30 protein-coding genes, 1 tRNA gene and 1 pseudogene are annotated in these 26,682 nt (G+C 69.0%); 26 read left to right on the top strand and 6 right to left on the bottom strand.

Going from position 1 to position 26,682, the window contains the following annotated elements; translation table 11 throughout:
* The first annotated feature begins 214 nt into the window (after nucleotides 1–214).
* From ACWEF6_RS03005 to ACWEF6_RS02990, 4 genes are all read left to right on the top strand, one after another.
* On the top strand, nucleotides 215–1,141 hold the full coding sequence (locus ACWEF6_RS03005; RefSeq protein ID WP_449681364.1) for a hypothetical protein: 927 nt from the start codon (nucleotides 215–217) through the stop codon (nucleotides 1,139–1,141).
* Between the two features lie 263 nt (nucleotides 1,142–1,404).
* Nucleotides 1,405–4,809 carry a hypothetical protein gene (locus ACWEF6_RS03000; protein ID WP_449681363.1) on the top strand — a complete coding sequence of 1,135 codons (3,405 nt, stop codon included), beginning with the start codon at nucleotides 1,405–1,407 and terminating at the stop codon, nucleotides 4,807–4,809.
* An 89-nt stretch (nucleotides 4,810–4,898) separates the two neighbouring features.
* Nucleotides 4,899–5,249, top strand: a complete 351-nt coding sequence (locus ACWEF6_RS02995) for a UBP-type zinc finger domain-containing protein (protein ID WP_449681362.1) — start codon at nucleotides 4,899–4,901, stop codon at nucleotides 5,247–5,249.
* Nucleotides 5,250–5,336: 87 nt separating this feature from the next.
* On the top strand, nucleotides 5,337–8,444 hold the full coding sequence (locus ACWEF6_RS02990; RefSeq protein WP_449681361.1) for a family 78 glycoside hydrolase catalytic domain: 3,108 nt from the start codon (nucleotides 5,337–5,339) through the stop codon (nucleotides 8,442–8,444).
* 17 nt (nucleotides 8,445–8,461) lie between these two features.
* Here the strand turns inward: ACWEF6_RS02990 and ACWEF6_RS02985 are convergent, their stop codons facing one another.
* Both ACWEF6_RS02985 and ACWEF6_RS02980 read right to left on the bottom strand, forming a co-directional pair.
* On the bottom strand, nucleotides 8,462–9,226 hold the full coding sequence (locus ACWEF6_RS02985) for a DUF1206 domain-containing protein (RefSeq protein ID WP_449681360.1): 765 nt from the start codon (nucleotides 9,224–9,226) through the stop codon (nucleotides 8,462–8,464).
* Between the two features lie 66 nt (nucleotides 9,227–9,292).
* Nucleotides 9,293–12,079 carry an ABC transporter substrate-binding protein gene (locus tag ACWEF6_RS02980; RefSeq protein ID WP_449681359.1) on the bottom strand — a complete coding sequence of 929 codons (2,787 nt, stop codon included), beginning with the start codon at nucleotides 12,077–12,079 and terminating at the stop codon, nucleotides 9,293–9,295.
* Nucleotides 12,080–12,487: 408 nt separating this feature from the next.
* Here ACWEF6_RS02980 and ACWEF6_RS02975 point away from each other — a divergent pair, with 408 nt between their 5' ends.
* Together ACWEF6_RS02975 and ACWEF6_RS02970 are read left to right on the top strand one after the other, a co-directional pair.
* Entirely contained in the window at nucleotides 12,488–13,024 is a 537-nt protein-coding gene (locus ACWEF6_RS02975) for an AMP-binding protein (RefSeq protein ID WP_449681358.1), read from the top strand.
* Nucleotides 13,025–13,122: 98 nt separating this feature from the next.
* Nucleotides 13,123–13,779, top strand: coding sequence for an MFS transporter (locus ACWEF6_RS02970; protein ID WP_449681480.1), 657 nt, complete (start codon nucleotides 13,123–13,125; stop codon nucleotides 13,777–13,779).
* Here the strand turns inward: ACWEF6_RS02970 and ACWEF6_RS02965 are convergent.
* Nucleotides 13,741–13,813 (bottom strand) — tRNA-Lys (locus tag ACWEF6_RS02965). The genes ACWEF6_RS02970 and ACWEF6_RS02965 overlap by 39 nt on opposite strands.
* Before the next feature lie 165 nt (nucleotides 13,814–13,978).
* Between ACWEF6_RS02965 and ACWEF6_RS02960 the strand changes: the two genes are divergently transcribed.
* Nucleotides 13,979–15,163 carry an Ig-like domain-containing protein gene (locus tag ACWEF6_RS02960; RefSeq protein WP_449681357.1) on the top strand — a complete coding sequence of 395 codons (1,185 nt, stop codon included), beginning with the start codon at nucleotides 13,979–13,981 and terminating at the stop codon, nucleotides 15,161–15,163.
* On the opposite strand, the gene proP is transcribed toward ACWEF6_RS02960, so the two are convergent.
* The 3 genes from proP to ACWEF6_RS02945 form a co-directional block, all read right to left on the bottom strand.
* Entirely contained in the window at nucleotides 15,160–16,587 is a 1,428-nt protein-coding gene (gene proP / locus ACWEF6_RS02955; RefSeq protein WP_449675752.1) for a glycine betaine/L-proline transporter ProP, read from the bottom strand. The genes ACWEF6_RS02960 and proP overlap by 4 nt on opposite strands.
* A 275-nt stretch (nucleotides 16,588–16,862) precedes the next feature.
* A complete protein-coding gene (locus tag ACWEF6_RS02950) occupies nucleotides 16,863–17,195 on the bottom strand; it encodes a hypothetical protein (RefSeq protein WP_449681356.1) in 333 nt (110 codons plus the stop codon).
* Nucleotides 17,196–17,373: 178 nt separating this feature from the next.
* On the bottom strand, nucleotides 17,374–17,808 hold the full coding sequence (locus tag ACWEF6_RS02945; protein WP_449681355.1) for a helix-turn-helix domain-containing protein: 435 nt from the start codon (nucleotides 17,806–17,808) through the stop codon (nucleotides 17,374–17,376).
* A 199-nt stretch (nucleotides 17,809–18,007) separates the two neighbouring features.
* Between ACWEF6_RS02945 and ACWEF6_RS02940 the strand changes: the two genes are divergently transcribed.
* From ACWEF6_RS02940 to ACWEF6_RS02850, 19 genes and pseudogenes are all read left to right on the top strand, one after another.
* Nucleotides 18,008–18,352 (top strand): helix-turn-helix domain-containing protein, encoded by a 345-nt coding sequence (locus ACWEF6_RS02940; RefSeq protein ID WP_449681354.1) that lies wholly within the window; start codon nucleotides 18,008–18,010, stop codon nucleotides 18,350–18,352.
* Nucleotides 18,349–18,612 carry a hypothetical protein gene (locus tag ACWEF6_RS02935; RefSeq protein WP_449681353.1) on the top strand — a complete coding sequence of 88 codons (264 nt, stop codon included), beginning with the start codon at nucleotides 18,349–18,351 and terminating at the stop codon, nucleotides 18,610–18,612. The genes ACWEF6_RS02940 and ACWEF6_RS02935 overlap by 4 nt, the downstream gene beginning before the upstream one ends.
* Nucleotides 18,613–18,664: 52 nt before the next feature.
* Nucleotides 18,665–18,841, top strand: a complete 177-nt coding sequence (locus ACWEF6_RS02930) for a hypothetical protein (protein WP_449681352.1) — start codon at nucleotides 18,665–18,667, stop codon at nucleotides 18,839–18,841.
* 95 nt (nucleotides 18,842–18,936) lie between these two features.
* Nucleotides 18,937–19,158 carry a hypothetical protein gene (locus ACWEF6_RS02925; protein ID WP_449681351.1) on the top strand — a complete coding sequence of 74 codons (222 nt, stop codon included), beginning with the start codon at nucleotides 18,937–18,939 and terminating at the stop codon, nucleotides 19,156–19,158.
* Entirely contained in the window at nucleotides 19,155–19,781 is a 627-nt protein-coding gene (locus tag ACWEF6_RS02920; protein WP_449681350.1) for a hypothetical protein, read from the top strand. The genes ACWEF6_RS02925 and ACWEF6_RS02920 overlap by 4 nt, the downstream gene beginning before the upstream one ends.
* Nucleotides 19,778–20,158, top strand: a complete 381-nt coding sequence (locus ACWEF6_RS02915) for a hypothetical protein (RefSeq protein WP_449681349.1) — start codon at nucleotides 19,778–19,780, stop codon at nucleotides 20,156–20,158. The genes ACWEF6_RS02920 and ACWEF6_RS02915 overlap by 4 nt, the downstream gene beginning before the upstream one ends.
* Nucleotides 20,155–20,661, top strand: coding sequence for a hypothetical protein (locus ACWEF6_RS02910; RefSeq protein WP_449681348.1), 507 nt, complete (start codon nucleotides 20,155–20,157; stop codon nucleotides 20,659–20,661). Before ACWEF6_RS02915 ends, ACWEF6_RS02910 begins: the two co-directional genes overlap by 4 nt.
* Nucleotides 20,631–21,041 carry a hypothetical protein gene (locus ACWEF6_RS02905; protein WP_449681347.1) on the top strand — a complete coding sequence of 137 codons (411 nt, stop codon included), beginning with the start codon at nucleotides 20,631–20,633 and terminating at the stop codon, nucleotides 21,039–21,041. Before ACWEF6_RS02910 ends, ACWEF6_RS02905 begins: the two co-directional genes overlap by 31 nt.
* A gap of 121 nt (nucleotides 21,042–21,162) precedes the next feature.
* Nucleotides 21,163–21,432, top strand: coding sequence for a hypothetical protein (locus tag ACWEF6_RS02900; protein WP_449681346.1), 270 nt, complete (start codon nucleotides 21,163–21,165; stop codon nucleotides 21,430–21,432).
* Nucleotides 21,429–21,701, top strand: coding sequence for a hypothetical protein (locus ACWEF6_RS02895; RefSeq protein WP_449681345.1), 273 nt, complete (start codon nucleotides 21,429–21,431; stop codon nucleotides 21,699–21,701). The genes ACWEF6_RS02900 and ACWEF6_RS02895 overlap by 4 nt, the downstream gene beginning before the upstream one ends.
* Nucleotides 21,698–22,069 carry a helix-turn-helix domain-containing protein gene (locus tag ACWEF6_RS02890; RefSeq protein WP_449681344.1) on the top strand — a complete coding sequence of 124 codons (372 nt, stop codon included), beginning with the start codon at nucleotides 21,698–21,700 and terminating at the stop codon, nucleotides 22,067–22,069. The genes ACWEF6_RS02895 and ACWEF6_RS02890 overlap by 4 nt, the downstream gene beginning before the upstream one ends.
* Complete coding sequence (locus tag ACWEF6_RS02885; protein WP_449681343.1) at nucleotides 22,066–22,818, top strand: hypothetical protein; 753 nt, start codon at nucleotides 22,066–22,068, stop codon at nucleotides 22,816–22,818. Before ACWEF6_RS02890 ends, ACWEF6_RS02885 begins: the two co-directional genes overlap by 4 nt.
* A gap of 79 nt (nucleotides 22,819–22,897) precedes the next feature.
* Nucleotides 22,898–23,503: an ERF family protein gene (locus ACWEF6_RS02880; protein ID WP_449681342.1), complete on the top strand. Its 606-nt coding sequence runs from the start codon at nucleotides 22,898–22,900 to the stop codon at nucleotides 23,501–23,503.
* Nucleotides 23,500–23,862 (top strand): HNH endonuclease, encoded by a 363-nt coding sequence (locus ACWEF6_RS02875; RefSeq protein WP_449681341.1) that lies wholly within the window; start codon nucleotides 23,500–23,502, stop codon nucleotides 23,860–23,862. The genes ACWEF6_RS02880 and ACWEF6_RS02875 overlap by 4 nt, the downstream gene beginning before the upstream one ends.
* 141 nt (nucleotides 23,863–24,003) lie before the next feature.
* A complete protein-coding gene (locus tag ACWEF6_RS02870; RefSeq protein WP_449681340.1) occupies nucleotides 24,004–24,366 on the top strand; it encodes a hypothetical protein in 363 nt (120 codons plus the stop codon).
* The gene (locus tag ACWEF6_RS02865; RefSeq protein WP_449681339.1) at nucleotides 24,363–24,746 is read left to right on the top strand and encodes a hypothetical protein; all 384 of its coding nucleotides are present in this window, start codon (nucleotides 24,363–24,365) and stop codon (nucleotides 24,744–24,746) included. Before ACWEF6_RS02870 ends, ACWEF6_RS02865 begins: the two co-directional genes overlap by 4 nt.
* Nucleotides 24,747–24,791: 45 nt before the next feature.
* Nucleotides 24,792–25,031 (top strand): annotated as a pseudogene (locus ACWEF6_RS02860) (WhiB family transcriptional regulator); the annotation flags it as partial.
* Nucleotides 25,032–25,213: 182 nt separating this feature from the next.
* Nucleotides 25,214–26,026 (top strand): hypothetical protein, encoded by an 813-nt coding sequence (locus tag ACWEF6_RS02855; protein WP_449681338.1) that lies wholly within the window; start codon nucleotides 25,214–25,216, stop codon nucleotides 26,024–26,026.
* Entirely contained in the window at nucleotides 26,026–26,655 is a 630-nt protein-coding gene (locus ACWEF6_RS02850) for an ATP-binding protein (protein WP_449681337.1), read from the top strand. The genes ACWEF6_RS02855 and ACWEF6_RS02850 overlap by 1 nt, the downstream gene beginning before the upstream one ends.
* The last annotated feature ends 27 nt before the right edge of the window (nucleotides 26,656–26,682 follow it).

Below are 26,682 nucleotides of genomic sequence, written 5' to 3'. Positions count from 1 at the left end.
CCGCACGCCGGGCAATCGGTGTCCGTCGTGCTCAGTGGTGCGCCACAGGAAAGGCAGGATGCCGGCATGATCGTCATTCCTCACCATCGCGGAGTTCGCGGAACCCGAAACAGAACGCGAGCCGGATGCGATTGTGTCGGGTGATGGCGCGCCCGGGAAGTCTCGATTGAGAAACGCTCACCCCGCGCGGCCGCCGAGGTGAAAGGTGCCCGAAGTGAACGGATCTCCGGTTTTCGACGATCCCGGGAACGAGCCGCCCGCGCGGAGTTCGTTGTGGGGTCCGGCGCGGGCTCCCGCGGAATCACCGGCCCGACCGGAATACGCGGAGTTCCGGCCCGGCGGCCCGCCGACGGAACCGATCGCGGCGATCCCGCCCGAGCCGTCCGGTGCGGTCGAGGAGCCGCTACCGGCGTCCGGAGAGGCGAAGAGCACCAGCCGGGTGAAGGTCGTGGTCGGCGCGGCCGTGACCGCGTTCGCCGCGGTGACGGCGGTCATCGTGGTTTCCGCGGTGACCTACCGGCCCGCACCGCGGTCCGACGCGAACAGTCAAGTCCTGGGGGCCGGGAGCGGCGCGGGCGCGTACTCCGGCTACGCCCCGACTTACGCTCCGACGTACGTCTTGACCGAGACGCCGACACCAACACCAACAACGGCGTCCACGACGGAACCCACTTCAACGACGTCGATGTCGTACTCCCCGGGCGCGGTGCCCGACGGCTACCAGCGGGTGACCGGCCCGGCGGGCGTGTCGGTCAGCATCCCGGCCGACTGGTCGGTGCAGCGGGGGGCGTTCGCGACGACCGACGAAGCCGACGCCCCGGACGGGTCCGGCTCGATCATCCGGTACAGCGGAAGCCCGACGCCGGTGCTGTCGCTGCAGGACGCGGTGGCGGAGCTGGAGCGGAACACACCCACCATCCGCAAGGACTACGAGCGGCTCCGCCTCGACGAGCTCGCCTCCGGTGATGTCGTGTGGGAGTTCCGGTTCACGACGAAGGCGGGCGTCCAGCGCCATGCGCTCGGCCGGTACTGGCGCGCGAACGACCACGACTACGCGGTCTACGGCTCGGTCGACGAATTCCGCTGGACGGACTTCCAGCCGACCCTCGACGTCCTGGTGCAGACGGCGGCGCCACGCTGACCGGCGGCTGCTCGTAACGACACCGGCGATGGCAGCGAATGGTCCGGTGAACCGCCACACCGAGACCGAGCACGGCCGATCCGGCGCGAGCCAGCGCGGTGATCGGTGCCAGCCACGGCCATGCGGCCACGAGATCGAGCAGGGTGATCAGCATCGTTCCTCCTCCAAGCGGGGATTGCGGCCAGGACAGCGTCACCTCCCCGGTGTTCAACCTGCGGCAGCTGTCCTGAACTGAACGAACTGAACGAAGCGGGGGAGCGCCGGTGCGGGCGGAAAGCGGCCACGACGTGTTGCGGCTCTTGTACGAGGCCGTCGGATCGCCGGGCTACCAGGATCTGGTCGACTCCGCCGACCGCAAGGGCGCCCTGCTCAGCAAGGGCACGATCAGCAACCTGCTCGCCGCCAGGACCGAGCCGCGACGCCGCACGGTGCTGATCTTCGTCGAGGCGTGCCTGACCCACAGTCCGCGCGCGCGGACGTCCGCGCTGTTCCGCGAACTGCCCGCCGAGGCGCGCGACCCGGCCTATTGGGTCGACCGCTGGGACAAGGTGACCGGCAAGCCGGCCCGGGTGCCCGCGAGAGCCGGATGGGACTTCTTCATCGTCTGCCGCAGGCCGGACGCGCCCGCTGCCCAGCGCCTGACGGAACTGCTGCAGCCGCGCAGCCGTGTGTGCGGCAGCGTCGTCTTGGCACCGGACACCCCGCGGCAGGAGTTCGAGCAGCAGCACCGTGCCTCCGCCGTGACGGTCGTGCTCGTCTCCGGAGCCGGCGTCGGAGAAATCCGGCCATCGGTCGAAGTCGCCGCCGACCTCGTCCGGTGTGATCCGGACAGCCACCTCGTGGTTTCCGTTCTGCTCGACGCCACGGCGAAGCTCCCCGGGGAACTCGCCGGGACGGAGGTCCTCGACGATGCGCTGCCCGTCATCGCCGAACGCCTGCTGAAGCTCCTTTCCTCCCGGCGCCGCCCGCACGCAACCGGAGCGTCGGAGCTGACCGATACGACCGTCGGCCTCCTGAGCGCGATCGACGACCACCTGCTGGGCCTGGCGAGCCGACACGGCCAGACGGTCGAGGCGCTGCTCGAAGAGTTCGGTGATCCCGCCTTCACCGATCGGGTGCGCCGGCACGGGCTGCAGGCCGCGCTCGTCCTCCGCGGAGCGGAGAACCACGACGAAGCAGTGCGCCACTGGACCCGGGACGACGACGGGACCGCCGCACTCGCGCTCGACCGCTTCCGCGACCACCTGTCCGAGGCGATCGAGGCCGGCCGGTTCTCCCTGCCGGCCGCGCTCGCCGAGCAGGTCGCAGCCACAGTGCGCGGTGGTGCGACCGGGCAGCGCCTGCTCCAGGGTTTCACCGCGCCGGTCCGGTCGACCTCTCGCGAAGTCGTCGTGGCGGAGAAGGCGCAGCTGGAAACCTTCCACGCGAAACTCGACGAACGCGGTCGCCGGTTGACGCCGGCCGCTCGGCAGATGTGCGTGCTCCCACCGGTCGATCAGCGCTTCTGCGGACGGGACCGGCTGCTCGAAGCCGTGCCGGTCGCCTCCGTCGTCTGGCTCTTCGGTGCGCCGGGGACGGGGACGTCGGCGGTGGCCGTGCACCGGGCCCACCAGGTGTCGGAAGACTTCGACACGGTCCTGTACCTCGATCTGTACGGCATGACCCCGGAAAGCCGCCGCAGTGCGCGGACCGCTGCCCGGATCCTCCTGGATGCGCTGGGCGAGCGGATGGTCGCCGACCTCCGCGAAGACGAAGCACTCTACGAACGGCTGGCCGCGGCCCTGCGCCGGACGAAAACCCTGCTCGTCCTCGACAACGCCAGGGACGCCGACCACGTCGCACCGATCATCCGGGCCGGCGGCCCGCAGGCCACCCTGATCACGTCACGTCAGCGAGTGCAGAGCTTCACCGAGCGCACGGTCCGGGTCCCCGCCTTGGACCGGACGGCGTCGGTCGAGCTCCTGGACAGTTACGCGTCCGACATCACGGAAGACCTCCTCGACCGGCTGGCCGAACTGTGCGACGACCTGCCTCTCGCGTTGCGTCTCATCGCGGCCCGCCTCGGTGATCCCGAGCTGCCACCCGACGAGATCGCGCGACTGCTGGCCGCCGAACGCACCCGCCTCGACCTGCTGCAAGCCGGTGACCGAGCGGTCCGTGCCGCGATCGTCTTCACCTACAAGGACCTCAAACGGCTCGCCCGGCGTGCCGCCCGGTACCTGTCGATCGGCTTCGGCTCGGTGAGCGACGCCGAGGAGATGGCGGCCGGGCTCGACGACTTCGAGGACCGCACTTCGCTGGCCCTGCACCGGGTCGTGGACGCCAGCCTGGCGCGGTGCGCGCGGGGCCCGAACGGCCCGATGCGGTTCCGGATGACGCCGCTGGTCCGGCTGGCCATGCGCGAACGGTCGGCGAAGGAGGACGCGAGCAGCGACATCGCCGACTACCAGCGACGCGTGGCCCGGTACCTGGCCGACCAGCTCACCGCGATCGTCGGGCGGACGGGCGGCGACCCGGAACTCGAAGTCGACCCGACCAGGGCCCACGCGGCGCTCACGGCGGCGGTGACCGGCGAGTGGTGGAGCACGGCGTTGGACATCGGCGAGAACCTGCGGGCGATCTACCAGGCCGAATTCGATCTCGCCGGGGTGGACGCCACGACCACCGAGCTGGTGAAGGCCCACCTGGCCCTCGGGGAACCGGAGAAGGCCGTGCGAGCGGCCAAGGGCGCGGCGGTGGACCTGAGAGCGAGCGCCCAGCACCGATCCTCGGCGCTGGGCTGGGCGCAGGAGAGCGTGGCACTGGCCCGGGTCCACGACGTCTCCGGCGAGAAGGTCGGATGCTGCTTGTTGTGCGCGGGCATCGCCTTCCAGCTCGAAGACAAGGAAAAGGCCATCGAGTACTCGCGGATGGCGGTCGAACTGAGCGATCCCACAGCGGCGGGCGCCATCCGGCCCCTGGTCAACCTGGGAAAACTGCTCGTCGACGTCGGCGAGCTGGAAGAGGCGGCGGTCACCCTGCGTCGCGCCGCCGATCTGGCCGATCGGGCCGGCAGCGTCGGGGACCGGGCCGCCGCCCACTTCGCCTTCGCCGCCGCGTTGAGCAAGCTGGGAAACAACGCCGAGGCGGCAGCGGCCTGGGCCCGGTCCGCCGAGTTGTACGTCGCGGGGAACGAGTGGATGAACGCCGCCATCGCGAAGGAGAACGAAGCCGGGGTTTCTCCCGAGCCCCGAGCGGTCACGGCGCTGACGGACGCGGTGGCCAAGTTCCGGAAGGCGGACAAGCCCGCCCGTGCGCTGGCCGCCCTCTGCGAGCTGTCCACGTCCGTCTTCGTAACCACGCAGGCACCGGAGAAGGCGCTGCAGGTGCTGGACGAAGCCCACGACATCACGTCGGGCCAGCCGGAACTCGCCCACGAGGTGGAGGTCCGCAAGACGTGTCTGCGCGCCGTGCTCGGGCGGCCGGCGAAACTGCCCGACGGCGAGCCGCCCCAGCGCCTGGCCGAACACGACGCCTACCGGAGCGCCCGGGACGCGCTGCTGCACAGCCGTGACCCCGTGGCGCTCCTCCGGCTCGTTCTGCATCCGGTGATCGAGCAGCCGGAGTACCCGGATCCTTGGGTGTTCGAAGAACAGGGCGGCCACGACCGCAGACTCGAGATCGGTTAGAGCCAGCCCGGCGAGGTTCCGGCCGCCGCGGCCCGCCGGCTCCACCGCACATAAGGTGGGCAGAGGTCGTGACGAGCAGAGGAGTTCGTATGGAAGGCATCAACCCCGCGGTTCCGCCCAGCGGCACCGGCTGCGCGGACTGCGACAGCGCGAACCCGCAGGGCTGGTGGTTCCACCTGCGCCGCTGTGCCGAATGCGGGCACATCGGCTGCTGCGATTCCTCGCCCGCCCAGCACGCCAGTGCCCACGCCGCCGCCAGTGGGCACCGGATCGCGCGCAGCTTCGAGCCCGGCGAAGCCTGGTTCTGGGACTACACCGACGAGGTCCTCTACGAATCCGGCCCGGCGCTCGCCGCTCCCGAACACCGGCCGCTCAGCCAGGCCGTGCCCGGGCCTGCCGGCCGCGTGCCCGAAGACTGGACTCAGCACTTGCACCGGTAATCGTTCCTGTCTCGTGGACAACCTGGGCGTCACACGAGCAGGCTGCTATTCTGGCTTGAAACGTTTCAACAAAGCCGTGGAGCGTTCATGCTTGGATATCGCGTGCTGCTCGCCGTCCTGTCCGCCCTCCTCGTGAACGCCCCGCCGAGCGTCGCCGCGCCCCAAGCGGCCATCCAAGTCGGCGACCTGCGCGTCGACAACGTTGTCAACCCTCTCGCCGCCGGTCCCGGCCCGACGTTGAGCTGGAAACTGCGCTCGGACCGGCCCGGGGAACGGCAGACGGCCTACCGGATCCTCGTCGCCAGCGATCCGCGGCTCCTGCAGGACAACCGCGCCGACGTCTGGGACAGCGGCCGCGTCACCGGCGCCGACTCGGTGGCCGTTCCCTACCGCGGGCCCGCCGGGAAACGGAACTACTGGACCGTCGAAGTCTGGGGCACCCGCGGCGGACCGCCCGCCAAGGCCGCGCCCGCCTGGTGGGAGACCGGCGCCGACTGGTCCGGCGCCCAGTGGATCGCCCCGGGCGACGCCTACGCCTGGCAGGACTTCGTCCTCGACGTCGACTTCACCATCAAGTCCGCGGCCGCGAGCGTTCTCTTCCGCGCCGCCGGCCCCGACGATTTCCTGCTGTGGCAGGTGAACGCCGCCGAGGCGCCGGGCAAGGTCCTGCTGCGGCCGCACGTCAAGAGCCACGGTTCGTTCACCCTCCTCGGCGAAACCGACGTGAGCCGGCTCGTCACCGTGAACGCGCCGCACCACCTGCGGATCGACGCGCGGGGGAGCACCGTCGTCACGTCGATCGACGGCACCCAGGTCGACTCCCGGACGGTCGACGCCGTGCGCACCGGCACCATCGGATTCCGGACCTCCGTCAGCCAGGGCACCCCCGAAGCCGCCGCCTACGACAACCTCACCGTCCACGGCATCGACGGCACCCCGCTGTTCTCCGACGACTTCGAGTCCACTCCGGACGCCCGCTTCCCCGGAGCCACGATCACCGACGGCCGGCTCGAACCCCAGGGCGACCCGCTCCTGCTCGCCCGGTCCCCGGACGCGCCGTTGCTGCGGAACGAGTTCGTTCTCGACAAACCCGTCGCGAGCGCCCGCGCGTACGTCTACGGCCTCGGTCTCTACGAACTGCACCTCAACGGCGGCAAGGTCGGCGACCAGGTGCTGACGCCGGGGAGCACGCCGTACGACCGTCGGCTCCTCTACGACTCCTACGACGTCACGAACCAGGTCCACAAAGGACGCAACGCCGCCGGCCTGTGGTTGGGCAACGGCTACGGTGCCCGCTTCAGCCAGTACGGCTTCCGCTGGACCGGCCCGAAGCAGGGCATCCTCGCGCTGGCCGTTACCTTCACCGATGGAACCCGCCGGACGATCACGACGGACGACTCCTGGCGCTGGTCGGACGGCCCAGTGACGGCGAACGACCTCTATGCCGGCGAAAACCACGACGCCCGGCTGGAGAAACCCGGCTGGGACCGGCCGGGGTTCGACGACTCGGCCTGGCACCCGGTGCGCACCGCCGCCGCCCCGAGCGGCGAGCTCATCGGCTCGACCGCGCCGCCGATCCGGGTCGTCCGCACGCTCCGGCCGGTGGCCATGACACAGCCGCGTCCAGGCGTGTACGTCTACGACTTCGGCGAGAACTTCGCGGGCTGGGCCCAGCTGCGCGTCGCCGGGCTGGCCGATACGACCGTGCGGATGCGCACCGCGGAAGAACTGGCCGAGGACGGCATGCTCGACACCGCGACCAACCGCAACGCCGCGTCGACCGACGCCTACACCCTCGGCGCCGCCCGCGGAGTCCAGGTGTACGAGCCCCGGTTCACCTACCACGGCTTCCGCTACCTCGAGCTCACCGGCTACCCGGGGACGCCGGACCTGGGCAGCGTCGCCGGCCGGGTCGTGCACGCCGACGTCGCCGCCACCGGGCACGTCGAGACGTCCGATCCGCTGCTGAACACGATCTGGGCCGACAATCGGCGGGCTGTGCTGAACAATTCGATGAGCCTGCCCACCGACAACCCGGTCCGCGACGAACGGACGCCGCCGGGCATGGACGTGCAGGCTTATCATGACGCCGCCGTCCTCGACTTCGGCATGGAACCCTTCTATCGCAAATACCTGCTCGACCTGCCGCCCGGGACGGCGTTGCCCAGCGACGACGGGAACGCCCAGCTGCCGGACATGGGCGGCGGCTCGGTGGACCTGGCGTGGTCGCTCTACGAGCAGTACGGCGACCTCCCGCGGCTGGCCGCCGCCTACCCGTTGATGAAGGCGTTCGTGGACACCAACGCGGCCGCCTACCCCGGCCGCATCTGGCCCGAGGACCGCGGCTTCGGCGACTGGTGCCCACCCGACCGGAGCCCGAACGCCAACGGGGGACAGGGAAGTCCGTCAGCAGGAGCGTGCTTCAGCGAGCGTTCGCTGGTCAACACCGCGTTGTCCTACCGGCAGGCCGAAGACGTCGCGAAAGCCGCACGGGCACTGGGAAAGACCGCCGATGCGACGCACTTCGAGGAGCTGGCGAGCGCGATCGCCACCGCGTTCAACGCGCACTTCCTCGTCGGCGCAACCTACGGCGACGGCCGTCAGACGACCAGCATCCTGCCGCTCGCGTTCGGGATGGTTCCCCCGGACAAGGTGGCGGCGGTCGGCGCAAAGCTCGTCGAAACGATCCTGACCAAGGACGCCGGGCACCTCGACACCGGCATCTTCGGCACCCGCTACCTTCCCGAAGCGCTCGCCAAGGCCGGCCGCATCGACGTCGCGCTGACCGTGCTCCGGCAGCGGACGTACCCCGGTTTCGGGTACGAGATCAGCCGGGGCGCGACGACGCCGTGGGAGCAGTGGACGTACGAGTCGGGCATGGAAACCCACGACCACGCGATGTTCGCCGGGATCAACGCCGCCTTCTACACGCAGTTCGCCGGCATCACACCCGCGGCACCGGGGTACGCGTCGATCGCCATCGCACCTCAGGTACCGCCCGGCCTCCGGCACGTCGCGGCGTCGATCGACACGGTCCGCGGGCCGGTCGGCTCCGAGTGGACGCAGACCGGGTGCCGCTTCGACCTGACCGTCACCGTCCCGGTCAACGCGACCGCCACGGTCACCCTGCCCACGGGGGAACGGATTCCGGTCGGCTCAGGGACGTCGAAGTTCACCGCCCGCCACTGCGCCTGATCGAGCCGCGGTGTCGTTCACAGCCGGCGGAACCGGGCCTCCAGCAGCGCGAACACGCCGAACACGGCGATCCCCGCCGCGAGGGTCAGCAGCAACGCCTGCCCGTACGGCTGCACGGCCAGGGTCTTCAACGCCGGATCCAGGCCGCCGGCCTTGGCGGGGTCGTAGCGGACGGCCGCCAGGACGAACATGGACCCCACTGTGGCGTACAGGACGCCCACCGCGCACCAGCCGATCTGGCCGAGGCGGGTGGTCGACGTGCGCAGGGTGGGGGAGGCGCCGCCGAAGTCGAGGTCGCGGAGGAACTTCTTCCGCGCCCCTCGGTAGGCGAGCCACGCCGCGACCGCGATGACCACGATGCCGGCCGCGATCACCGCGACCGCGCCCCACGGCCGGCTCAGCACGCTCGCGACCACCGAGCCCGCCTTGCCGGACGCGCCCATCGCCGTCTTGCCCGCGCTGTAGGCGACGAGGCCGTACAGCACCACTTCGACGCCGCTGACCGAGCGCCGCACCCACCGCCGCCGGGGTTGCACGTGCCGGTGGCCGGTGATCGCCTCGGCGAGCTGCCACAGGGCGAGCACCCCGGTGCCGGCGGCGACCAGCCAGAGCAGCCACGCGCCACCCTCGGAGGCGAGGATCTGCAGCGCGCCCGCCTTGTCGGCCCGCTCGTTGTCGCCGAGCGCCACCTGCACGGCCAGCCACGCGACGATGAGGTGCACCGCCGCGTAGCAGATCAGCCCGATCCGGGCGAGCAGGCTGAAAACTCTCAGTTCGGGCATGAAGGTGAGTTTTACTCACCTTGGCGGATTCGGCAGCGCGAAGGTGGGCCACGTCGACCCGGCCGATCAGGCGTCGGGCGGGCACCAGGTGTCGGACGTCGGCCCGTCGGCGGCGCCGCAGAAGCCGTGCAGCGACTTGTCGACTTCGCCGCCCGACACGCCCATCACCGCGACCGGCTTGTTCTGCGGCACGTTCCGGCCGATGTCGCCGCCGTAGTCGATCGTGCCGGTGACGCCTTCGAGGTACTTGTTGACCTGCTCGGCCCCCGGGCGCGAGGTGTGGATGGCGGTGATCTCGCGCCAGATCGCGCCCGGCGTCACCGGGATCTCGGCCGCCGTCTCGCGCAGGTACGCCGCCGCGACGATCATCACCTGCGCGGCGTCGTAGGCGAGCGCGGCGTGGCCGTCGTACGAGCGGCCCTCCGGCGTTTGCTCGAACGGGAACAGTGTCTCGTCCAGCGTCTTGTAGAAGTCCAGCGCGGCGCCGCTCGGCTCGGTGACCGGCGAGGTGGCGAACGACAGGTAGTAGTAGGGCAGTGCCCGGTTGCGCTGCCGCTCGCCCTGGTCGGCGACGAACCGCGTGACGTCGTCGTCGCCGATCACGGTGGCCCGGCTGCCGCACTGCGCGGCGCTGCTGAGGAACTGGCCGAAGTCGGGCACGCCCCGGCCGGCGAAGAACGCCAGGCCGTCGAAGGAACAGGTGTCCCGGCCGGCCGCCCCGGCGTTGCCCAGTAACGTCTCGCCGTACCGCAGGTGCGACGGGGGCCCGCCGAGGCCGCCGTCCGGGGTGAACGCCCGCGCCTCGGCCTGGAAACCCTTGTCGCGGAACGACTTCAGGACGTCGTCGCGGAGGTTGGTGCTGTACACGTCGGCGTCGTCGTCGGAGTAGTAGACGCGCACCACCCGCGGACCGGGCAGCTGCTCGGCGAACCCGGCCGCCACCGCGGCCTCGCGCCGGTTCTGCGGCGTCACCTGGAAGTACATCGGGTTGAGGTCGGCCAGCGGGTCCGCGGACAGCGTCGAGGCGACCATCGGCAGCCCGGCGTTGGTCAGGGCGGCGATGGTCCGCTGGGTCGGCGCGCTGCTCAGGTCCAGCCCGACCACCCCGACGATGCTCTTGTCCTGCTCGGCCTGCTGCCGCAGCCGGTTGGCCACCCGCACGCCTTCGCGCATGTTGCGGCCCGCGTTGGCGATGAGCAGCCGGACGATCGGGTCGGCCGAGCCCGGCGCGTTGAGCTGCCGCAACTGGGCGACCGCGAACCCTTCGAGGGATTCGCGTTCGGTGGTCAGCCCCTCCGCGAGGTTGTTGGACGAGGTCAGCGCCTCCAGCACGACGAGCGTGATGTACGGCCGTTCCGGGTGGGCTTCGTGCAGCCGTTCCGCGCGGTGGTTCTGGTCCAGCACGACCGCTTCGACCTGCCGGATCGTCGCGTCCGACGGCTGGAAGACGTCCTCGGAGCCGTCCGTGGCGCCGACGCACTCGGTGCCCGTCCAGGTCAGCCAGGGGTTGCCGGAGCCGCAGTGCTCGGCCCAGGTGTCGTGCCGGTCGTAGGCGACGAACCCGGCGACGAGCGCGACGAGGACGACCGGCACGCCGATCCGCGTCCACCGGCTCGCCCACCACGGCGGCCGGACCTGCTTGCGGAACCGGTAGTCGCTGCCGAGGGTCTGCAGCATCTGCCGGACCTGCGGCTCGTCGTCGTCCCCGGGCGGCTGGACCCCGACCGGCAGGTACCACGCGGTCGGCCGGCGCTCCCGCCGGTCGCGTTCGAGCTGGTTCTGCCAGGCCACGTACGCGGCGCGCGCCTGCGCGGCCTGGAACTGCGGCCGGTGCGGCGTCGGTTCGGCGTCCGGCGGCGGCGCGGGGCTGGCGCTGACCACCAGCAGCGGGTCGAACCGCCCGACCTGGTTGCGGACGGAGTTGACCAGCTCCAGCAGCCGGTAGCCGCCGTTGCCGACGCTCACCTCGTCCAGCAGCAGCACGGGGTAGGTCATCCGGCGCCGCCGCCACACCCGCCACGGCCGCAGCCGGTAGGCCCGCCGCAGGTCCTCGAGGAAGGCGTTGAGCAGCAGGCGGCAGACGTACTCGGGGGCCTCTTCCTGCCATTGTCCTTCGGTGAGCCGCCGGGCGAACCGGACGAAGCTGCCGGACATCTCCGGCGCCAGGTGCGGTTGCCGCAGGAACCACCGGTACCGCCCGGAAAGCAGCGGCACCCGCCCGGTGACGGCGATCCGGAAGGTCAGCAGGGTCAGCCCGCGCACGAGCAGCGAAAAGACCTTCCAGATGCCCTGGTTTTCGGGTAACTGCTTGACGGCGTCCTCGGCGGAAGAGCTGAACCGCTCGGCGAGGCTGATCCGCCGGATGGCCCGCCGCAGCACCCCGTCGGGGTCCTCGCGGCCGTCGTGGTCCTGCAGCATCAGCCAGTAGACGAGGTCGAAGAGCGGGAAGGGAAGCCGGCTGGTGTGCGCGGTCGCGCTGTCACCGAGTGCTTTCCGGGCGTCCCGCAGGATGTCCCGCACCACGGTGACGGAGTCGGCGGTCGCGGGCCCGGCTTCATCCCGCCCTTCGTGCGCGGTGAGCTCGGGTCGCGCGTACCGGATGCTGCCCTGCGGTTTCGCGGTCTTGAGCCGTTCCGCGACGGCGGCGACCACGTCCCCGTTTTCGGCGGGCCGCACGAGGCACACCATCGGCAGGCCCCGCCGTTCGGACCGTTCGTCCTGGTATTCGCCCCAGTGGCATTGTTCGTCGAGTTTCCGCGGCCGGTCCCCGAGCCGCGGCCGCAGGCAGAGCGCCCCGAGCAGCTTGACCAGTACGTCGGCACCGAGAAAGCCGAGCGGCCCTGTTCTCCCCATCGGAACAGAATGGCACATTTTCGGCGAAACCGGTTCCGCAGTTTTACCGTCACGGGCGCAACGGGCCGGGGCACCGGGCTGTGCGGCGTGGCGGCTCCCGCCTTCGAAGCCCGGTTTGAACGGGGCAAACCGGACAGGTTTAGCCTCCTGCTTCCGCGGATTCCGACAAATCTCGTCAGATTGCCGGCGCAGTGCGTGATTGACGGTCCGTCGGATTCCGCGGTGTATTCAATCGGGCACCAAAAGTGTCGAGTGTCCCCACTGGACTGTCCACAAAGAGCACGAACCGATAGGCCGAAATCCTTCCAGCCAAGCCAACCTGAGTGGACCGCATCTCGCGGTCCAGCGGTCGAAAGACCTTTAGCTTGGGGGAGTCCACCGATTCGCACGTGCCACCGGGAAACCGCAGTGGGCACTTCTAAGACCGTTGTGCCCTATTCGCGTGAGCTGCTCGGCTGCCTCGCCGAATTCGCCGAAACCCGGGCGAAATCGACCGCGCTCGTCCTGGGCGACGAGCGGGTCACCTACGCCGGGCTCGCCGCCATGGCCATGTCCGCCTACCACGCCATCGACACGCTGCCCGCGCCCGAAGGCAGCCGGGTCGCTCTGCGCGCGGCCAAGTCGCCGCGCACCGTGGCGCTGATCGTGGCCTGCCTGCTCGCGCGGCGGCCGTTCCTCGTGCCCTCCATCGAGTTGGGCGAGGACGCGCTGGAGACCATGCTCGCGCGGGCCGGCGCCACCCACGTGCTCACCGCCGAGGTCGACGGCTCGATCGCCGGCCGGGAGGAGCACAAGATCGACGTGACGGCGGGCCCGTTCGACCTCGGCGGCCTGCGGGACCCGGATCTGACCGCGGATTCGGTCTCGTTCATCTTCACCACGTCCGGCTCACCGGGCCCAATTCTTCGCCGCCTGATCTCGTCTCCTGCCTTGCCGGTACGGTGAGACCGGTGCCGATCCCGACATCGAACTGATCGGCGTGCCGATCAACGCACGAGGCAAGCCTTCGACGACCCCGGCCCCTTGCGCAATCCGGGGTTCCGGTGGTTCTTCCTGGGGCGCGTCGTCTCGCTCGCGGGCAGCTCCATGGCACCGGTTGGTCGGTGGCGTTGCCGCGGACCGGTTTCCCGCAGGGCGGTCCTGCTGGTGTCCAACTTCGGCGCAGCGTTGTCGCAGGGTGCCTTTTCATTTCCGGGAACTTCCACCTTGCCGCGATCGTCGCCCTGGAGTTCGCGAACGGCACGCTGACGGCGTTCACTTCGCCCGCCCTGCGGGGAATCGTCCCCCAACTGGTCGACGCCGACCACCGGCAGCGGGCCAATTCGCTGCTGGGGTCGTCGAAGAACCTGACCTCGATCGTCGGGCCTTCGCTGGCGGGCGGGATCGTGCTCGCCTTCGGCGGAGGCTGGGCGATTGACATCGACGCCGTCAGTTGCTTGTCGCGGCGTTCCGCCTGGCCAAGGTGCGCCTGCCGGAGCGGGGCACAAAGGGGGAACCGGACGTCATTGCAGCGGCTACGCTCCGGCCGTCGGCCTAGGAGAGGCATGCACCCAGCGGGTCGGCCACATTCGGCCCCACACTGGTCCCATCCCATGATCAAAGCCCACCGGCGAAATCCTCTTGATCAAGGATACCCGCAGGTAGGCTTCGATTCAGTGGGGTGCGCCATCAGGGACTCGAACCCCGAACCCGCTGGTTAAGAGCCAGCTGCTCTGCCAATTGAGCTAATGGCGCCGGTGTCTGCCGGAGGCTTCCCTCGGCGACGTGGAAAAGATTAGCACCCCTCTCCGAGGCCGTTTCAGGGGGGTCCCCCAAGCCGGTTGTGGCATAGCTGCCCCGGCGTCGCGGCTGGTCGGGCACACTGTAGTCGGACATCGACGGCGAAACAGGCGGGTGGGCATGCGGGGTGTGACGGTGCGGCTGCTGGTGGCCGCCGGGTTGGTCGGGCTGGCCGGGTGCAGCAGTAGCCCTTCGGGTGAACCTCCCCGGGAGACTGCGCCGCCGCCGTCCAGTCAGAGCAAGTCCGCGCCGAAGCCCGCCACGCTCAGCCTTACGCCCGCCAAGGACGCGAAGGACGTCGCTCCCGGGGAGCCGGTGAGCGTCACCGTCAAGGACGGGAAGGTCGGGGACGTCAAGCTCACCGGGGCCGATGGCAAGGTCGTCGGCGGCAAGGCTCGGGCTGACGGCTCCGGGTGGGACTCCGCCGAGCCGCTCGGCTACAACAAGACTTACAAGCTGACGGCCACCGCCACCGGCTCCGACGGCAAGCCCGTGACGCAGGAGTCGTCCTTCAGCACCGTCAAGCCCGCCCGGCAGCTCGGCGTCTCGGTGAACCTCGGCGAGGGGGAGACCGTCGGGGTCGGGATGCCGCTGATCTTCACCTTCACCGGCAACGTCGCCGACAAGGCCGCGGCCGAGAAGGCGCTGAAGGTCACCGCGGAGCCGGCCACCGAGGGCGCCTTCCGCTGGTTCGGCGACAAGCAGGTCACCTGGCGGCCGAAGGACTACTGGAAGAGCGGCACCAAGATCAAGGTCGACGCCGCCGTCTACGGCAAGCCGCTCGGCAACGGCAGCTACGGCCGGGAGGACAAGGGGGCCAGCGCGACCGTCGGCGACAAGCTCGTCGCCGTCGCCGACGGACAGACCCACCAGATGACGGTCACGATCAACGACAAGGAGGTCAAGACCATGCCGACCTCCATGGGCAAGCCCGGCCACAACACGCCGCAGGGCACCTACACCGTCATGAGCGAGCACACCGGCTACACGATGAACTCCGCCACCTACGGCGTCCCCGAGGACGCGCCCGGCGGCTACAGCACCTTCGTGCAATACGCGGTCCGCCTGTCCTGGAGCGGCATCTTCTACCACTCCGCGCCCTGGTCGGTGCGGCAGCAGGGCCACAGCAACGTCAGCCACGGCTGTCTGAACCTGTCCACCGAGAACACGAAGTGGCTGATGGACACGTCCAAGAAGGGCGACATCGTCACCGTCCAGAACAGCGGCGGCCCGAAGCTCGAACCGACCGACGGCTGGAGCTTCTGGCAGCTGTCCTGGGACGAGTGGCGGACGGCGGCGAACTAGCCCGAGCCGCGGACCAGCTCCCGCGCCTCGGCCTCGGTCGACACCGCGGGCCCCGAGCCCCACAGCGGCTTGTTCGCCGTCTCGCGGCTGAAGTACACCGCGACCGCGCCGATCGCGCCGGCCGCCATCAGGTACCAGGCCGGCCAGAAGTCGTGGCCGGTGGCGGAGATCAGCGACTGCATCACCAGCGGGGTCGTGCCGCCGAAGAGCGACACCGAGATGTTGAACGCGATGGACAGCGCGCCGTACCGGATCGCCGTCGGGAACAGCGCGGGCAGCGCCGCGGGCATCGACACCTCGAAGCAGAGCAGCAGCAGGCCCAGCCCCATCAGCCCGAGGAACGTGAGCACGAGCCCGCCGTCGTGGACGAGCAGCATCAGCGGCCAGGACAGCACGAGGAACCCCAGGCAGCCGGCCATCATCACCGGCTTGCGGCCGACGTGGTCGGTGATCCGCCCGCCGACCATGATGATGAGCATCATCACGACCATGACGACGATGATCAGCAGCAGGCCGTGGGTGGCGTCGAGGTGCAGCTGCTCCGACAGGTACGTCGGCATGTAGGACAGCAGCATGTAGTCGGTGACGTTGAACACGAGCACCAGGCCGACGCAGATCAGCAGCGCGGGCCAGTATTCGGTGAACATCTTCCAGAACGGCTCCCCGGACCGCCCCCGCTTCTCGGCCTCCTCGGCGTGCTTCTGGAACGCGGGCGTCTCCTCCAGCTTGAGCCGCATGTAGAGCCCGATGATGCCGAGCGGCCCCGCGACCAGGAACGGAACCCGCCACCCCCAGTCGAGCAACGTCTCGTGCGGCACCCAGGCCTTCATCCCGGTGACGACGGACGCGCCCAGCACGTACCCGGACAACGTCCCGAACTCCAGCCAGGACCCCATGAACCCTCGCCGCTTGTCGGGTGAGTACTCGGCGATGAAGGTGGTGGCGCCGCCGTACTCGCCCCCGGTGGAGAAGCCCTGCACCATCCGCGCGAGCACCAGCAGGATGGGCGACCAGACGCCGATCGAGCTGTACGACGGGATCAGCCCGATGCACAAGGTCCCGATGGCCATCATGATCATGGTGACGGCGAGCACCTTCTGCCGCCCGATCCGGTCGCCGAGCGGCCCGAACACGAGCCCGCCGAGTGGCCGCATCAGGAAGGCGGCGGTGAACGCGCCGAACGTCCCGATCAGCCGGACGCCGGGGGACACACTGGCCGGGAAGAACACCTCGGCGATGGTGTCGGCGATGTAGGCGTAGACGCCGAAGTCGAACCACTCCATGGCGTTGCCGAGCGCGGCGGCCCCCACCGCCCGCTTGAGCAACGACCGGTCGACGACGGTGATGTCCTCGTACCGCAGCTTCTTCTTACGACCCCGGATCTTCGGTGCTGAACGTGCCACCAGAACACCGTGCACCGGCATTCGGCCGTTCGCACGCTGAGCCATCCGGTCGTGAGCGTTGCCACGGACGGCGGAACGCAAAAACCCCAGCTCGGACCGAAGATCCAAACTGGGGTGATGGGGTGAGCGACGGGTTTCGAACCCGTTTTTCACCCAAGTGGAGGAGCAAAATCCGCAAGAAACTGCACGTCAGGAGTCCCCTGGAAGACCACCAAGGAACACCGAGGAATCCCAAGTGTCCCCACAGGGGACACGACCGAGGGCCCCAGCCAGACGGCTGGGGCCCTCGGTTCGAGTCAGTTTCCGAAGCGCCCTTCGCGGACGTTGTCCAGCAGACGGGTCGCCGTGGCCACCTTCGCCGCTTCCTGCTGATCAAGCATCTCCTTGATCTTCTTGCGCGTCGTGACGTGCTCGGCGTGAACGATGATCCGATCCTGATTCCATGCCTGCTCGCGGTCGCGCCGGATCGCGTCAAGGTGCAACGCGGCGATGATCGACACCCATACGACGATCATCACCCCCAGCATGAAGTTGAACGGCGGGATGGGCCAATCGTGGTAAGCGGTAGCCCAGCCCAGGAAGGCCGTTGCGAGTGTGACCAGGGTAGCGGCGAGTACTGACAGAGCCATCCGGACCGGCACAGTCCGTGAGCTCTGAGTCTGGTCTTCAACCGGTTGGGACAACGTGCCCTCCCATTGGTGTAGTGCGGCTGTACCCCGATCGCCCTAATCGTCCGAATCGATCAGCTGAGTGTTACCAACTATCGCGGGCTGTCACTCGATCAGCGTCGAAACGTGATCCATGCTCCTACCCAGCGTCCGCCTGCTCCGTTGGCCGATCACCCGTTCGACGGCGTGCCTTCTCGGCCAGGACATCGCGGACGAACTTCTCCCCCTCGGCTTCCCCGTACACCTCTGCGACGATCGCGCCAGGTCCGGCGACCAGCTCTTCCAGCGACATGTCGTAGACCGATCGCCGCTGCGGCGTCCCAGGCGCGGCCGGCTCGGGCCCGCGGCCCTCCGCGAAGGCGACGAACGATCCCTGCGGGTAACCCAGTGCCATCTCGATCAGGTTGAGAGTCTGCGGCTCCACCTTGCTGCCGCGCTCGGCGAGGCTGATCACGCTCACCGACAGCCCGGTAGCTGCGGCGAGGTCGCTTTGGGTCTTCATGCCTACCTGTCGGCGTCCCTGCTTGATGATCGCGCCCAAACGCGCGCGTGCTTGCGGTTTTTGCGGCTCCACGGGTCGAGCATGACGCGCGGGGGTGCATGGCGATACACGCTCGTCGGGCCGCCAACCGCTGAGCGTGCGCTTCCTGAGTCGGTCAGTACGCAACATCCGCATGGCACTTAAGGTACTTAATCGGTGTGAACACGGCTAGCGACCGAATGGGTGCGCAAGACGACCTTGCGCTCTTACGTATCTTACGTATTCTGTGTGCATGCCCCTCCTCCGCAACCTCCGCGCCAAGCGCCTCGCGCTCACCGTGGCAGTAGGCCGCAAGGTCACCGCCGGGGAGATCGCTACCCAGCTCGGCGTCACCGACAAGCACTGGTCCAACGTCGAAGCCGGCCGACTGCCCGGCTCGGAAGAGCTGGCACTCCTGGCCGCCAAGTACTTCGAATGCGACCCCGCCGAAATCCTTCCCATCGGCTGGCAGTTGCCGGAGGGCTTCGAGATGAAGCAGAAGCCCACCACGCCTCCGAAACAGCCCACCCCGACCAAGGCGCCGCCGAAGAAGAACGACACGAAGTCACCGACCAGGTTCCAAGAGGGGGCGGCATGAAGACCTACAGCCTCGGCGAAGTGGTCGAGATGTTCCGGCCCGGACGCCCGGACGCGTGGCTCCGCCGCGGAACCCAGCGGGGCAAGTTCCCCTGCTTGAAAGTCGGTCGCGACACCCGGTTCACCGACGACCACATCAAGCAGATCGCCGCCGTCCTGGAGAAGCAGGCCAAGCCGCAGGAGCGCTCCGCGCCGGCTGACGTGGCGGTGATGGGGGCGACGTCCCGGTCGGCGAAGCGGCACCGCAACCGCGCGTCCTAGTTCTTCCGGCGGCCCAGCTTTGTGTCCGAATCCCTCTGAAACGGAGATGACCATGTCGTCCACGATCACCAATCCGCAGCAGTCGGCGTACGGCCTCGCGATCCTGCGGGGTCTCGGCGACCCGCGGAAGCACGTGTACGGCGGCACCGTCCCGGCGGCGACCGTGGCGCGGCGGCGCGCGAAGAACCGCGTGGCCCGCCGCTCCCGCGCGGTGAACCGCGCGCACTGACCCCGAACGCAAGAGCGGTCCCGCGCCTGCAACGCGGGACCGCCTGAACAGAGGGAGTGATCCTCTTGTCCGAACAGCAGCGTAACCGATCAGTCGTGGAGAACACGGCGGAACGCGACCCGATCCTGGAGCAGCTGCTGCGGGAACGGGAGGACCGCGAGTGGTTCCCTCCGGTGTCGGGTGACCTGACCGACGACGTGCCGACGGTGGAGTTCCGGCCGGTGCCGCGGTGGCGTCGGTGGGGTCGGGTGTTGGTGGCGGGGTTGTCGGCTGCGGTGTTCGTGGTGACCGGCGCGAGGTGGGGGTGGTTCCTGTGACCCTCAAGACGAGCGTCGCGATCGGCAAGGCGTACCCGGTGCGGGAAGTGTTCGAGGTCTGCCGGTCGCTGCTGAACACCCCCGAAGGGACGCCGTTTGAGCACGAGGACGTCACGTCGTCGTGGCGCAAAGGGCAGCGGCAGATCTTGAACCCAGGCGGCATCGGCCTGGACGCGTGGCTGTGGATCTACTACGGCGCAGACGGTCCGATGATCCACAGCCACGATGACTGGTGTGCCACCGAGGTGGACCCGTGCAAGTGGGACGACACCGGGAAGTACAGCCACGGCGCGGAAGACGTGCGCAGGCACGTCGCTGACATCGCCGAGGACCCCACCAAAAACGGTTGGGCTGCGATCGAAGTCACCTTCGACACCGCGTACGGGTATCGCGGCAAGTCGGGCGAGAACTGCTCCATGCTCCACGCTCGCCTGATCGCGGAACTGGGCCGCTGGCTCGACGAGAAGGCCCTGCCGTGGAAGTGGCAGAACGAGTACACGGGCGAGTGGTTCGACCGCTTCGAAGGGTTGGGCGAGTTCGTCAACGCCCACCAGTCGACCGGTGCTGACTCGTGGTTCCGCGAGACAGTCGTCCCGATCATCCTCGCTGGCGGTGTGTCGTGACGGCCCGCCTGCACATGCCGAAGATCTTCGGTCACCGGGCGGCGGTGCCCGCCGAGATCCCCGCGCAGCCCCTCCCCGGTGCACTGCTCGCCCCGGTGGACGAACGAGTCGCCCAGATCGAGGCCGCGTTCCCCTACGCCCACGTCACCGTCGACCCCCACTTCGTCCTCGGTGAGTGCGGCTGGTGTTGCCCCACGATCCCGGAGCCGGCGTCGGTGCGGGTGTACGGGGACCCCCGGCATGACGACCGGGTGAATCAGCCGCTGGAGATGGTGGAGGTGTGTCAGCGGTGCGCGGTGAACCCGCGTGGGCCGATCTGGCAGGCCGCCGTGGAATCCAAGACGAGCGCGGACATCCGCGTGGAGGTTTCAGCATGACGAACATCCTGTTCGAGGTCGACGGCAAGCCGACGCCGATTGACGACTGCTCGTGGTTGATGTACGCGCCGTGCGGCTGCCTGTGTGGCGTCTCCTCGGTGCGCGACGTCGCGATGACGGCGGAGCGGGCATGGGAGTCGCTGGAGCCGTCGGCGGAGCAGCGCCGTCGGGACAAGGCGGCGGGGTTCCGTGTGGAGATCGGGCTGCGCGGCGACGTGATGAAGCTGAAGGACGAGTGCCCGCACGACCCGAAGTGGGGCGTCGTGAAGACGCCCGTTCCGGAGGGCTACCAGTGGGCGCGCCAGTTCTCGTCCAAGCCGGGAAGGCGTAAGCACCTCGTGCCGGACATTGGGGTGGAGAACTACGCGGAGCAGCGCTGGAGTGCGGGCAACACGTCCCCGCTGTGCGGCGGCAAGGCGGAGTTCCACTGGAGCACCAAGTGGTACGCGCTGGACGCGCCGGAGTGTCTGGCGTGCGCGAAGAAGGCGAAGGCGGTGGCGTGATGTCCGAGCGGATGAACCCCGAGGTGAAGGCGAAGTGGCTCACGGCCCTCCAGGATCGGGTGCGCTTCGCGATCGCCGAGTTCGTCAACCGGTTGCCCGGCCAGTGCTGGGCTGACCTTGTCATCTGGGCCATGCGCGGTCGCAACTCGAAGCTGCCGTGGATGCCATCCCCGAGCTGCCGCGAGGACATGCAGCGCACCGGGTCCTGCTACTGCGGAAAGTGGCGTGCTGTCTCCCTCCGCGACCGTGACGGCGAGGTCTGGATCCCGGAGGGCGGAGGCACCTTCACCGCCTTGGATGGCACGTTCAGCGGCTGGCGCCGGGAGGACATCGAGGCTCAGTACGGCCCGGTCATCGAGATCGCCGAGGCGGGTGCGTGATGGACCGCATTCAGCGTGAGGTGGAGCGGGCCCGGCAGGACGCCGCCCGAGAAGCCCGCGAGGAACTGGCAGCGAAAGAGCGTGACGCGCGCCGCACCGACCAGCCGAAGGACACACCCCGATGAGCGCCCTCGGAGACTCGCTCCGCGAACTCGCCGAGCTCGTCGACAACGACCAGCACCTCGCCGCGATCTTCGAGCGCTCCTCGTACGGCACACACCTCGTCAGTGGGGACGCGTCCCTGTTCGACACGTTCGCGGACCGGTTCGGCCGTCGGCAGACCACATCGGGCGGCGACTCCTACGTCGTCTCGGAGGGCCACGTCGGTGCCGTGAAGGTCTGGTGCCAGGCACGCGAACTCGACTACCACCGCGCCTCGGAGGCGTCATGACCACGCTCCACGAGGGCTCGAACTACCACCAGACCCGGCGCCACTACGCGACGGATATGGGGCCGTCGAAGTACTACGACGGTCTCGAAGGTCACGCCCTGTGTTCCTCCACCGGGCTCACCACTGAGATCTACGACCAAGCGGCGCAGAACGACATGGGTGTCCGCTACGCCTCGTTCGGCCACAAGGTCAAGCAGGTGTCCGAACTCCCGCTCTGCAAGCGCTGCGAGAGGTCGGCAGCGAAGCGCGGCCTGGAGGTGGCGAAGTGACCACCCGGAACATCGCCCTCGCCGTCGACGACACCGTCCTCCCTGACGTCGCCGCCGAACTCGCCACCCGAGGCATCCACCTCGGCCACCCCACCACCATCAACGGAGTCCGCTGCTACCACGCCCACGGCCCGTTCCCCGTCACCAAACCCGTCGACCTGTCGCAGAAGGACGTGACCATCCTCCACGCCCTCGCCGACGGCCACACCTACGACCAGATCGCACGCATCCTCGGGGTCTCGTCGGTGTCGGCGCGGAACTACGCGAAGCGGCGCCTGTACCGCCGGCTGGGTGCGCGGGACAGGTGCGAGGCCGTCGCGATCGCCTACCGCATGGGTGCCCTCGACCAGTGGGAGGCAGCAGCATGAGTGTCCAGTTCTTCGAGTCGTCCCACCGCTACAAGATCGATGGCCAGTGGGCCACCTCCGTCACCACCGCCCTCAAAGGCATCCCCAAGGACTTCCTCACCCGGTGGGCCGCGAAGACCGTCGCGAAGCACGCCCTCGACCACATCTCCACCCTCGCCACGGACATCGAGCACCACGGCTACGGGCCGACCCTGTCCATGCTGGCCGGTATCCCGGACGAGAAGCGTGACACCGCCGCTGTCCGCGGCACCGAGGTGCACGCGCTGGCGGAGCGGTATATCGCCGGGGACGAGATCGAGGTCGACTCGCACCTGATGCCGTACGTGCGGGGGTACGCGCAGTACATCGAGGACTGGAACCCCAGCTCGCTGCACGAGGAGTTGATGGTGGCGTCGCGGAACCACCTGTATGCGGGCCGGCTGGACTCCATCCAGCACATCCCCGGGTTGGGGGTGTGTCTTGTGGACTACAAGACGTCGTCGGGGGTGTACGGGGCCTACGCGTTGCAGTGCGCCGCGTACCGGTGCGCCGAGGTGATGGTGGTCGACGGGGTTGAGGAGCCGATGGTTCCTGTGGAGCGGGTGCTGATCCTGCACATCCAGCCGGAGACCTACGACCTGATCCCGGTGCAGGCCGACGAGGTGGCGTTCGCGAAGTTCCTGGTGGCGAAGGAGAACTACCTGGAGAACGTCCAGTCCCGGAAGCTGGAGAAGCTGATCGGCGAACCCCTCGTCAAGGCGGTGGCGTGATGCCGCAGCGAATCCAGCGCAAGCGCACCAAGCCGTGTCACGCGGATGTCCTGCTGGAGATCGCCAACGGCGGTGCCTCGTGACCGAGACGCCCACCATCCACCAGGCCCTCAACGCCGTCATGCGACAGGTCACCGAAGTCCGGAAGACGCAACGCAACGACCACTTCCGCTTCGAGTTCCGCGGCATCGAACAGGTCATGGAAGCCACCGCACCCGCCTTCCGCGAACACGGCATCATCGGCCCCGTCCCCAAGCTCCTCAACGTCACCCGCTTGGAAGCAAAGGACAACGGCACCAAGGACCCCATCACCCTCGTCCAGGTCGAGTACACCTTCTACGGCCCGGCCGGCGACTCCGTCGTCGCGGTCGTTCCGGGGGAGGCGAAGGACACCATCAAGGCGATGTCCATCGCCGAAAGGATCGCGCTGATCCAGGTGCTGCACATCCCCACCCAGCAGCGGGACGCCGACGCACCGCCACCGGTGACGACTGCGCGGGCGAAGCTCCAGGCCCGTGGCCGCGCGCTGATGGCGGAGAAGGGCTGGTCCGGCGAGGACCTGAAGGAGGAGTACTTCCAGTGGTCGCAGGGCGCAGAGATCGAAGTCGCGTCGGATGCTGACCTAGAGCAGTTCCTGAAGGCACACGAGCCGAAGCAGACGATGCAGCGCGGGCGGAAGCCATGAACCCGCGCGGCACCTTCCCGATCGGGAAGGCCAGGACCCTGGTGTACGCCCGCTCATCAGGCGCGTGCGAGAAGTGCGGGCTCCGCCGGGCCGTCCACTGGCACCACCGCTTGAATCGCTCGCAGGGCGGCACGTGGCACCCGTCCAACGGGCTCCACCTGTGCCTCGAAGACCACCTGCTGATGGACGGCTCGGACGACGAGCTGTTCGACAACGGCTGGCGGATCAAGGCGTGGGACAAGCGCCCGTACACGGAGATCCCTGTCCTGCATTGGCAGTGGGGCTGGGTGACGTTGGACGACCTCGGCGACCTTCACCTGACGGAGCGCCCGGAGGTGGTGCCCGATGACGCGGCATGAGTGGTTCACCCGGGCTGGTGACCGCGTCACCCTGGCCGGACAGTGACTCGTCACGGCGGTGTTCATCCTCGCCGCCGCAGCCTCCGGCGCGGTCCTCGGCGTCACCGGATTCCTCTTCCTCCTCCAACTGATCGGAAAGCTATGAGCACCGAAGCGTCTCACCTCAACCCCGTCGGCACCGTTCGCCGCGACAGCAACGGACGTGTCGCGGTGAAGACCTCCATGGGCGACCACACCGGCAAGGGTCAGCATGTGTGGGTCGTCACCGACGAGAACCTCGACCGCCGCTGGCTACACCACGTCGAGGTCAACCGCTGGACCATCGTTCAGCACCCGACGGTGGCCGAGTTCGTCGCCGAGCGAGACGAATACGTTAATGCGCTGGCTCAATGCACCGAGCCGAGTCCGGACTACCACCGCTGGCAGGGCCACGCCGAGGCACGGCGGCAGCTGTCCGAGCGGCTCGGACAGCCCACCGTGCGGTCCGCGGAGGTGTCCGAGTGACCACCACAGTGGACACCCTCGTCCCCGCCACCTTCTACATCCCCGGACTGTCCTTCCGCGGCCAGATCAACGACGGCGACGTCTCCATCATCGCCCACAACGCCAACGGCGCCATCCAGCTCGCCTGGCCCGCCGGAGACGACCCCGCTCCGCCCGGCGGGATGGTCACCACCCACTCACCCCACCGACGCCCCGGACCGGGCGTCGGGTTCGTCGGCAACTGCCTCGTCCTCGGCGGCCGCTGCTGGGCCACCGGCTCCACCACCGCCTACACCGACGGATTCCGGCACCTCCTCCACGCCGGCGACATGCGCATGGTGTGCCGCGTCCTCGCCGACTGGCACGACGAAACCTTCGCGGCCCGGCCGGTCACCACCTGACCCCACGCACACCCCGTCCGACAACAACGACACCAGGAGGTGACCATGACCCCGGGCTACCTCACCCGGCTGCTGGCCGAACGCCCGGCCTGGTACCAGGATGCGCTCTGCGCGCAGACCGACCCGGACGCGTTCTTCCCGGACAAGGGCGGCTCCACCCGCGACGCGAGGCGGGTGTGTATGGCCTGCCCGGTCAAGCAGGAGTGCCTCCAGGATGCCCTCGACACCGACGAGCGGTTCGGCGTGCGCGGTGGACTCTCGGGGCGTGAACGCCGCAAGCTCAAGCCCTCCGAGAAACCCCGCCCACCACTGAAGCGCACCACCTTCACGGTCGAGGAGGAGGCGTACATCCTCGCTCAGCACGCCGCCGGTGTGGGGCGCGAGCGGATCGCCGGCGAGCTGGACGTGTCCCGGCACGCGGTGGCCCGGTTCATCGCCAAGCACAACCAGAACGGGGCCGCTGCCTGATGCGCATTCGATCGACCAAGCCTGAGTTCTGGCGGAGTGAGCGAGTCGCCTCCGTCAACTGGGACGCGCGGCTCGTCCTGAAGGGCTTGGAGTCCTACGTGGACGATAACGGCGTCGGCAAGGATGACCTCGCGCTGATCGTCGCGGATGTGTTCCCCCGGGACCTTTCCCGGAACCCTACGGGAACCCTCCAGAAGGTTTCCGAAGCCCTCACCCAGCTCTCCGAAGCCGGTCTCCTATGGCGATACGAGGTCGAGGGGACCAAGTTGCTGTACATCGCGTTCTGGGAGTCGATCCAGCGAATCGAAAAACCGACCAAGGGACGTTTCCCCAGGCCAGACGGCACGATGAACTACCGAGACTCGGAAATACGGGAGGACTCCCGGAACCCTCCCGGAACCCTCCCGGAACCTTCCGGCCTGGAACAGGGGAACAGGGGAACAGGGGAACAGGGGAACACTCTCGCGCCGCCGAGCGACGCGGTGATCCTCGCGATGCCGACCTCGGCTCCGGCGTCCCCGAAGTACCCCGAAGCCTTCGAGCAAGCCTGGGCCGCCTACGGCCGGAAGGGCGCCAAGAAGACCGCCTACGCCGAGTGGCAGCGCGTCGCCAAACGCGCCGACCTCCAAGTCGTCGTCGCCGCGATTCCCGCCTACGTCAAGGCCACCCCGGACCTGAAGTTCCGGAAGGACTTCGAACGCTGGCTCAAGGGCGACTGCTGGGAATCCGCAGTAGTCCCTCAACGCACTGGATCCGGCTACACCGCCTACCAAGACCCCGACGATCTCTCCGGCTACTACGAGGACCTGTGATGGACGACCTGAAGATCCCGCCGAGCGACACCATCGACCGTCACTGGCTGGAAACCAACGCCGAACGCGGCCGCGAGTCATGCAAGCGGATCCCCGCCCACTACGAGCACGCCGAGGTGACGAACAAGGACATCCGCGCCTGGGTGGCCCGGCTGCTGCGGGACGTCGTGGTCGGCACCCGCGCCGGCAACCCGGTTCTGAAGCGGGGTCGGTCGCTGCTGATCCTCGGTCCGGTCGGGACGGGCAAGACGTTCGAAGCGTTCGGTGTAGTGCGTGCACTCACGACGTCGGGGGCTGCGTGCTCGTGGCAGTTCGTCACCGCCGCGGACCTGTACGCCACGCTCCGGCCCCGGTCGGGGTCGGACTCGGAGACCGCGTTCCGCGGGTTCGCTGACTGCCGTCTGCTGGTGATCGACGACCTCGGGGCGGCGAAGACGTCGGAGTGGGTCGAGGAGATCAACTACCGGTTGGTCAACTACCGGTACGAGCACGAACTCCCGACGATCATCACGTCGAACCTCCAGCCGAAGGACCTCGCTCCCGGCCTCGGTGACCGAGTCACGTCCCGGCTGGCGGAGATGACGACCCGCGTGGTGCTGGCTGGCGCGGACCGCCGCCGCGTCGCCTGACCTACGCCGAACCCCAACCACGAAGGG

Source organism: Amycolatopsis sp. NPDC004772, from assembly GCF_053601215.1.
The sequence above is the reverse complement of the archived record's forward strand: the minus strand, read 5'-3'. Positions and strand labels throughout refer to the sequence as shown.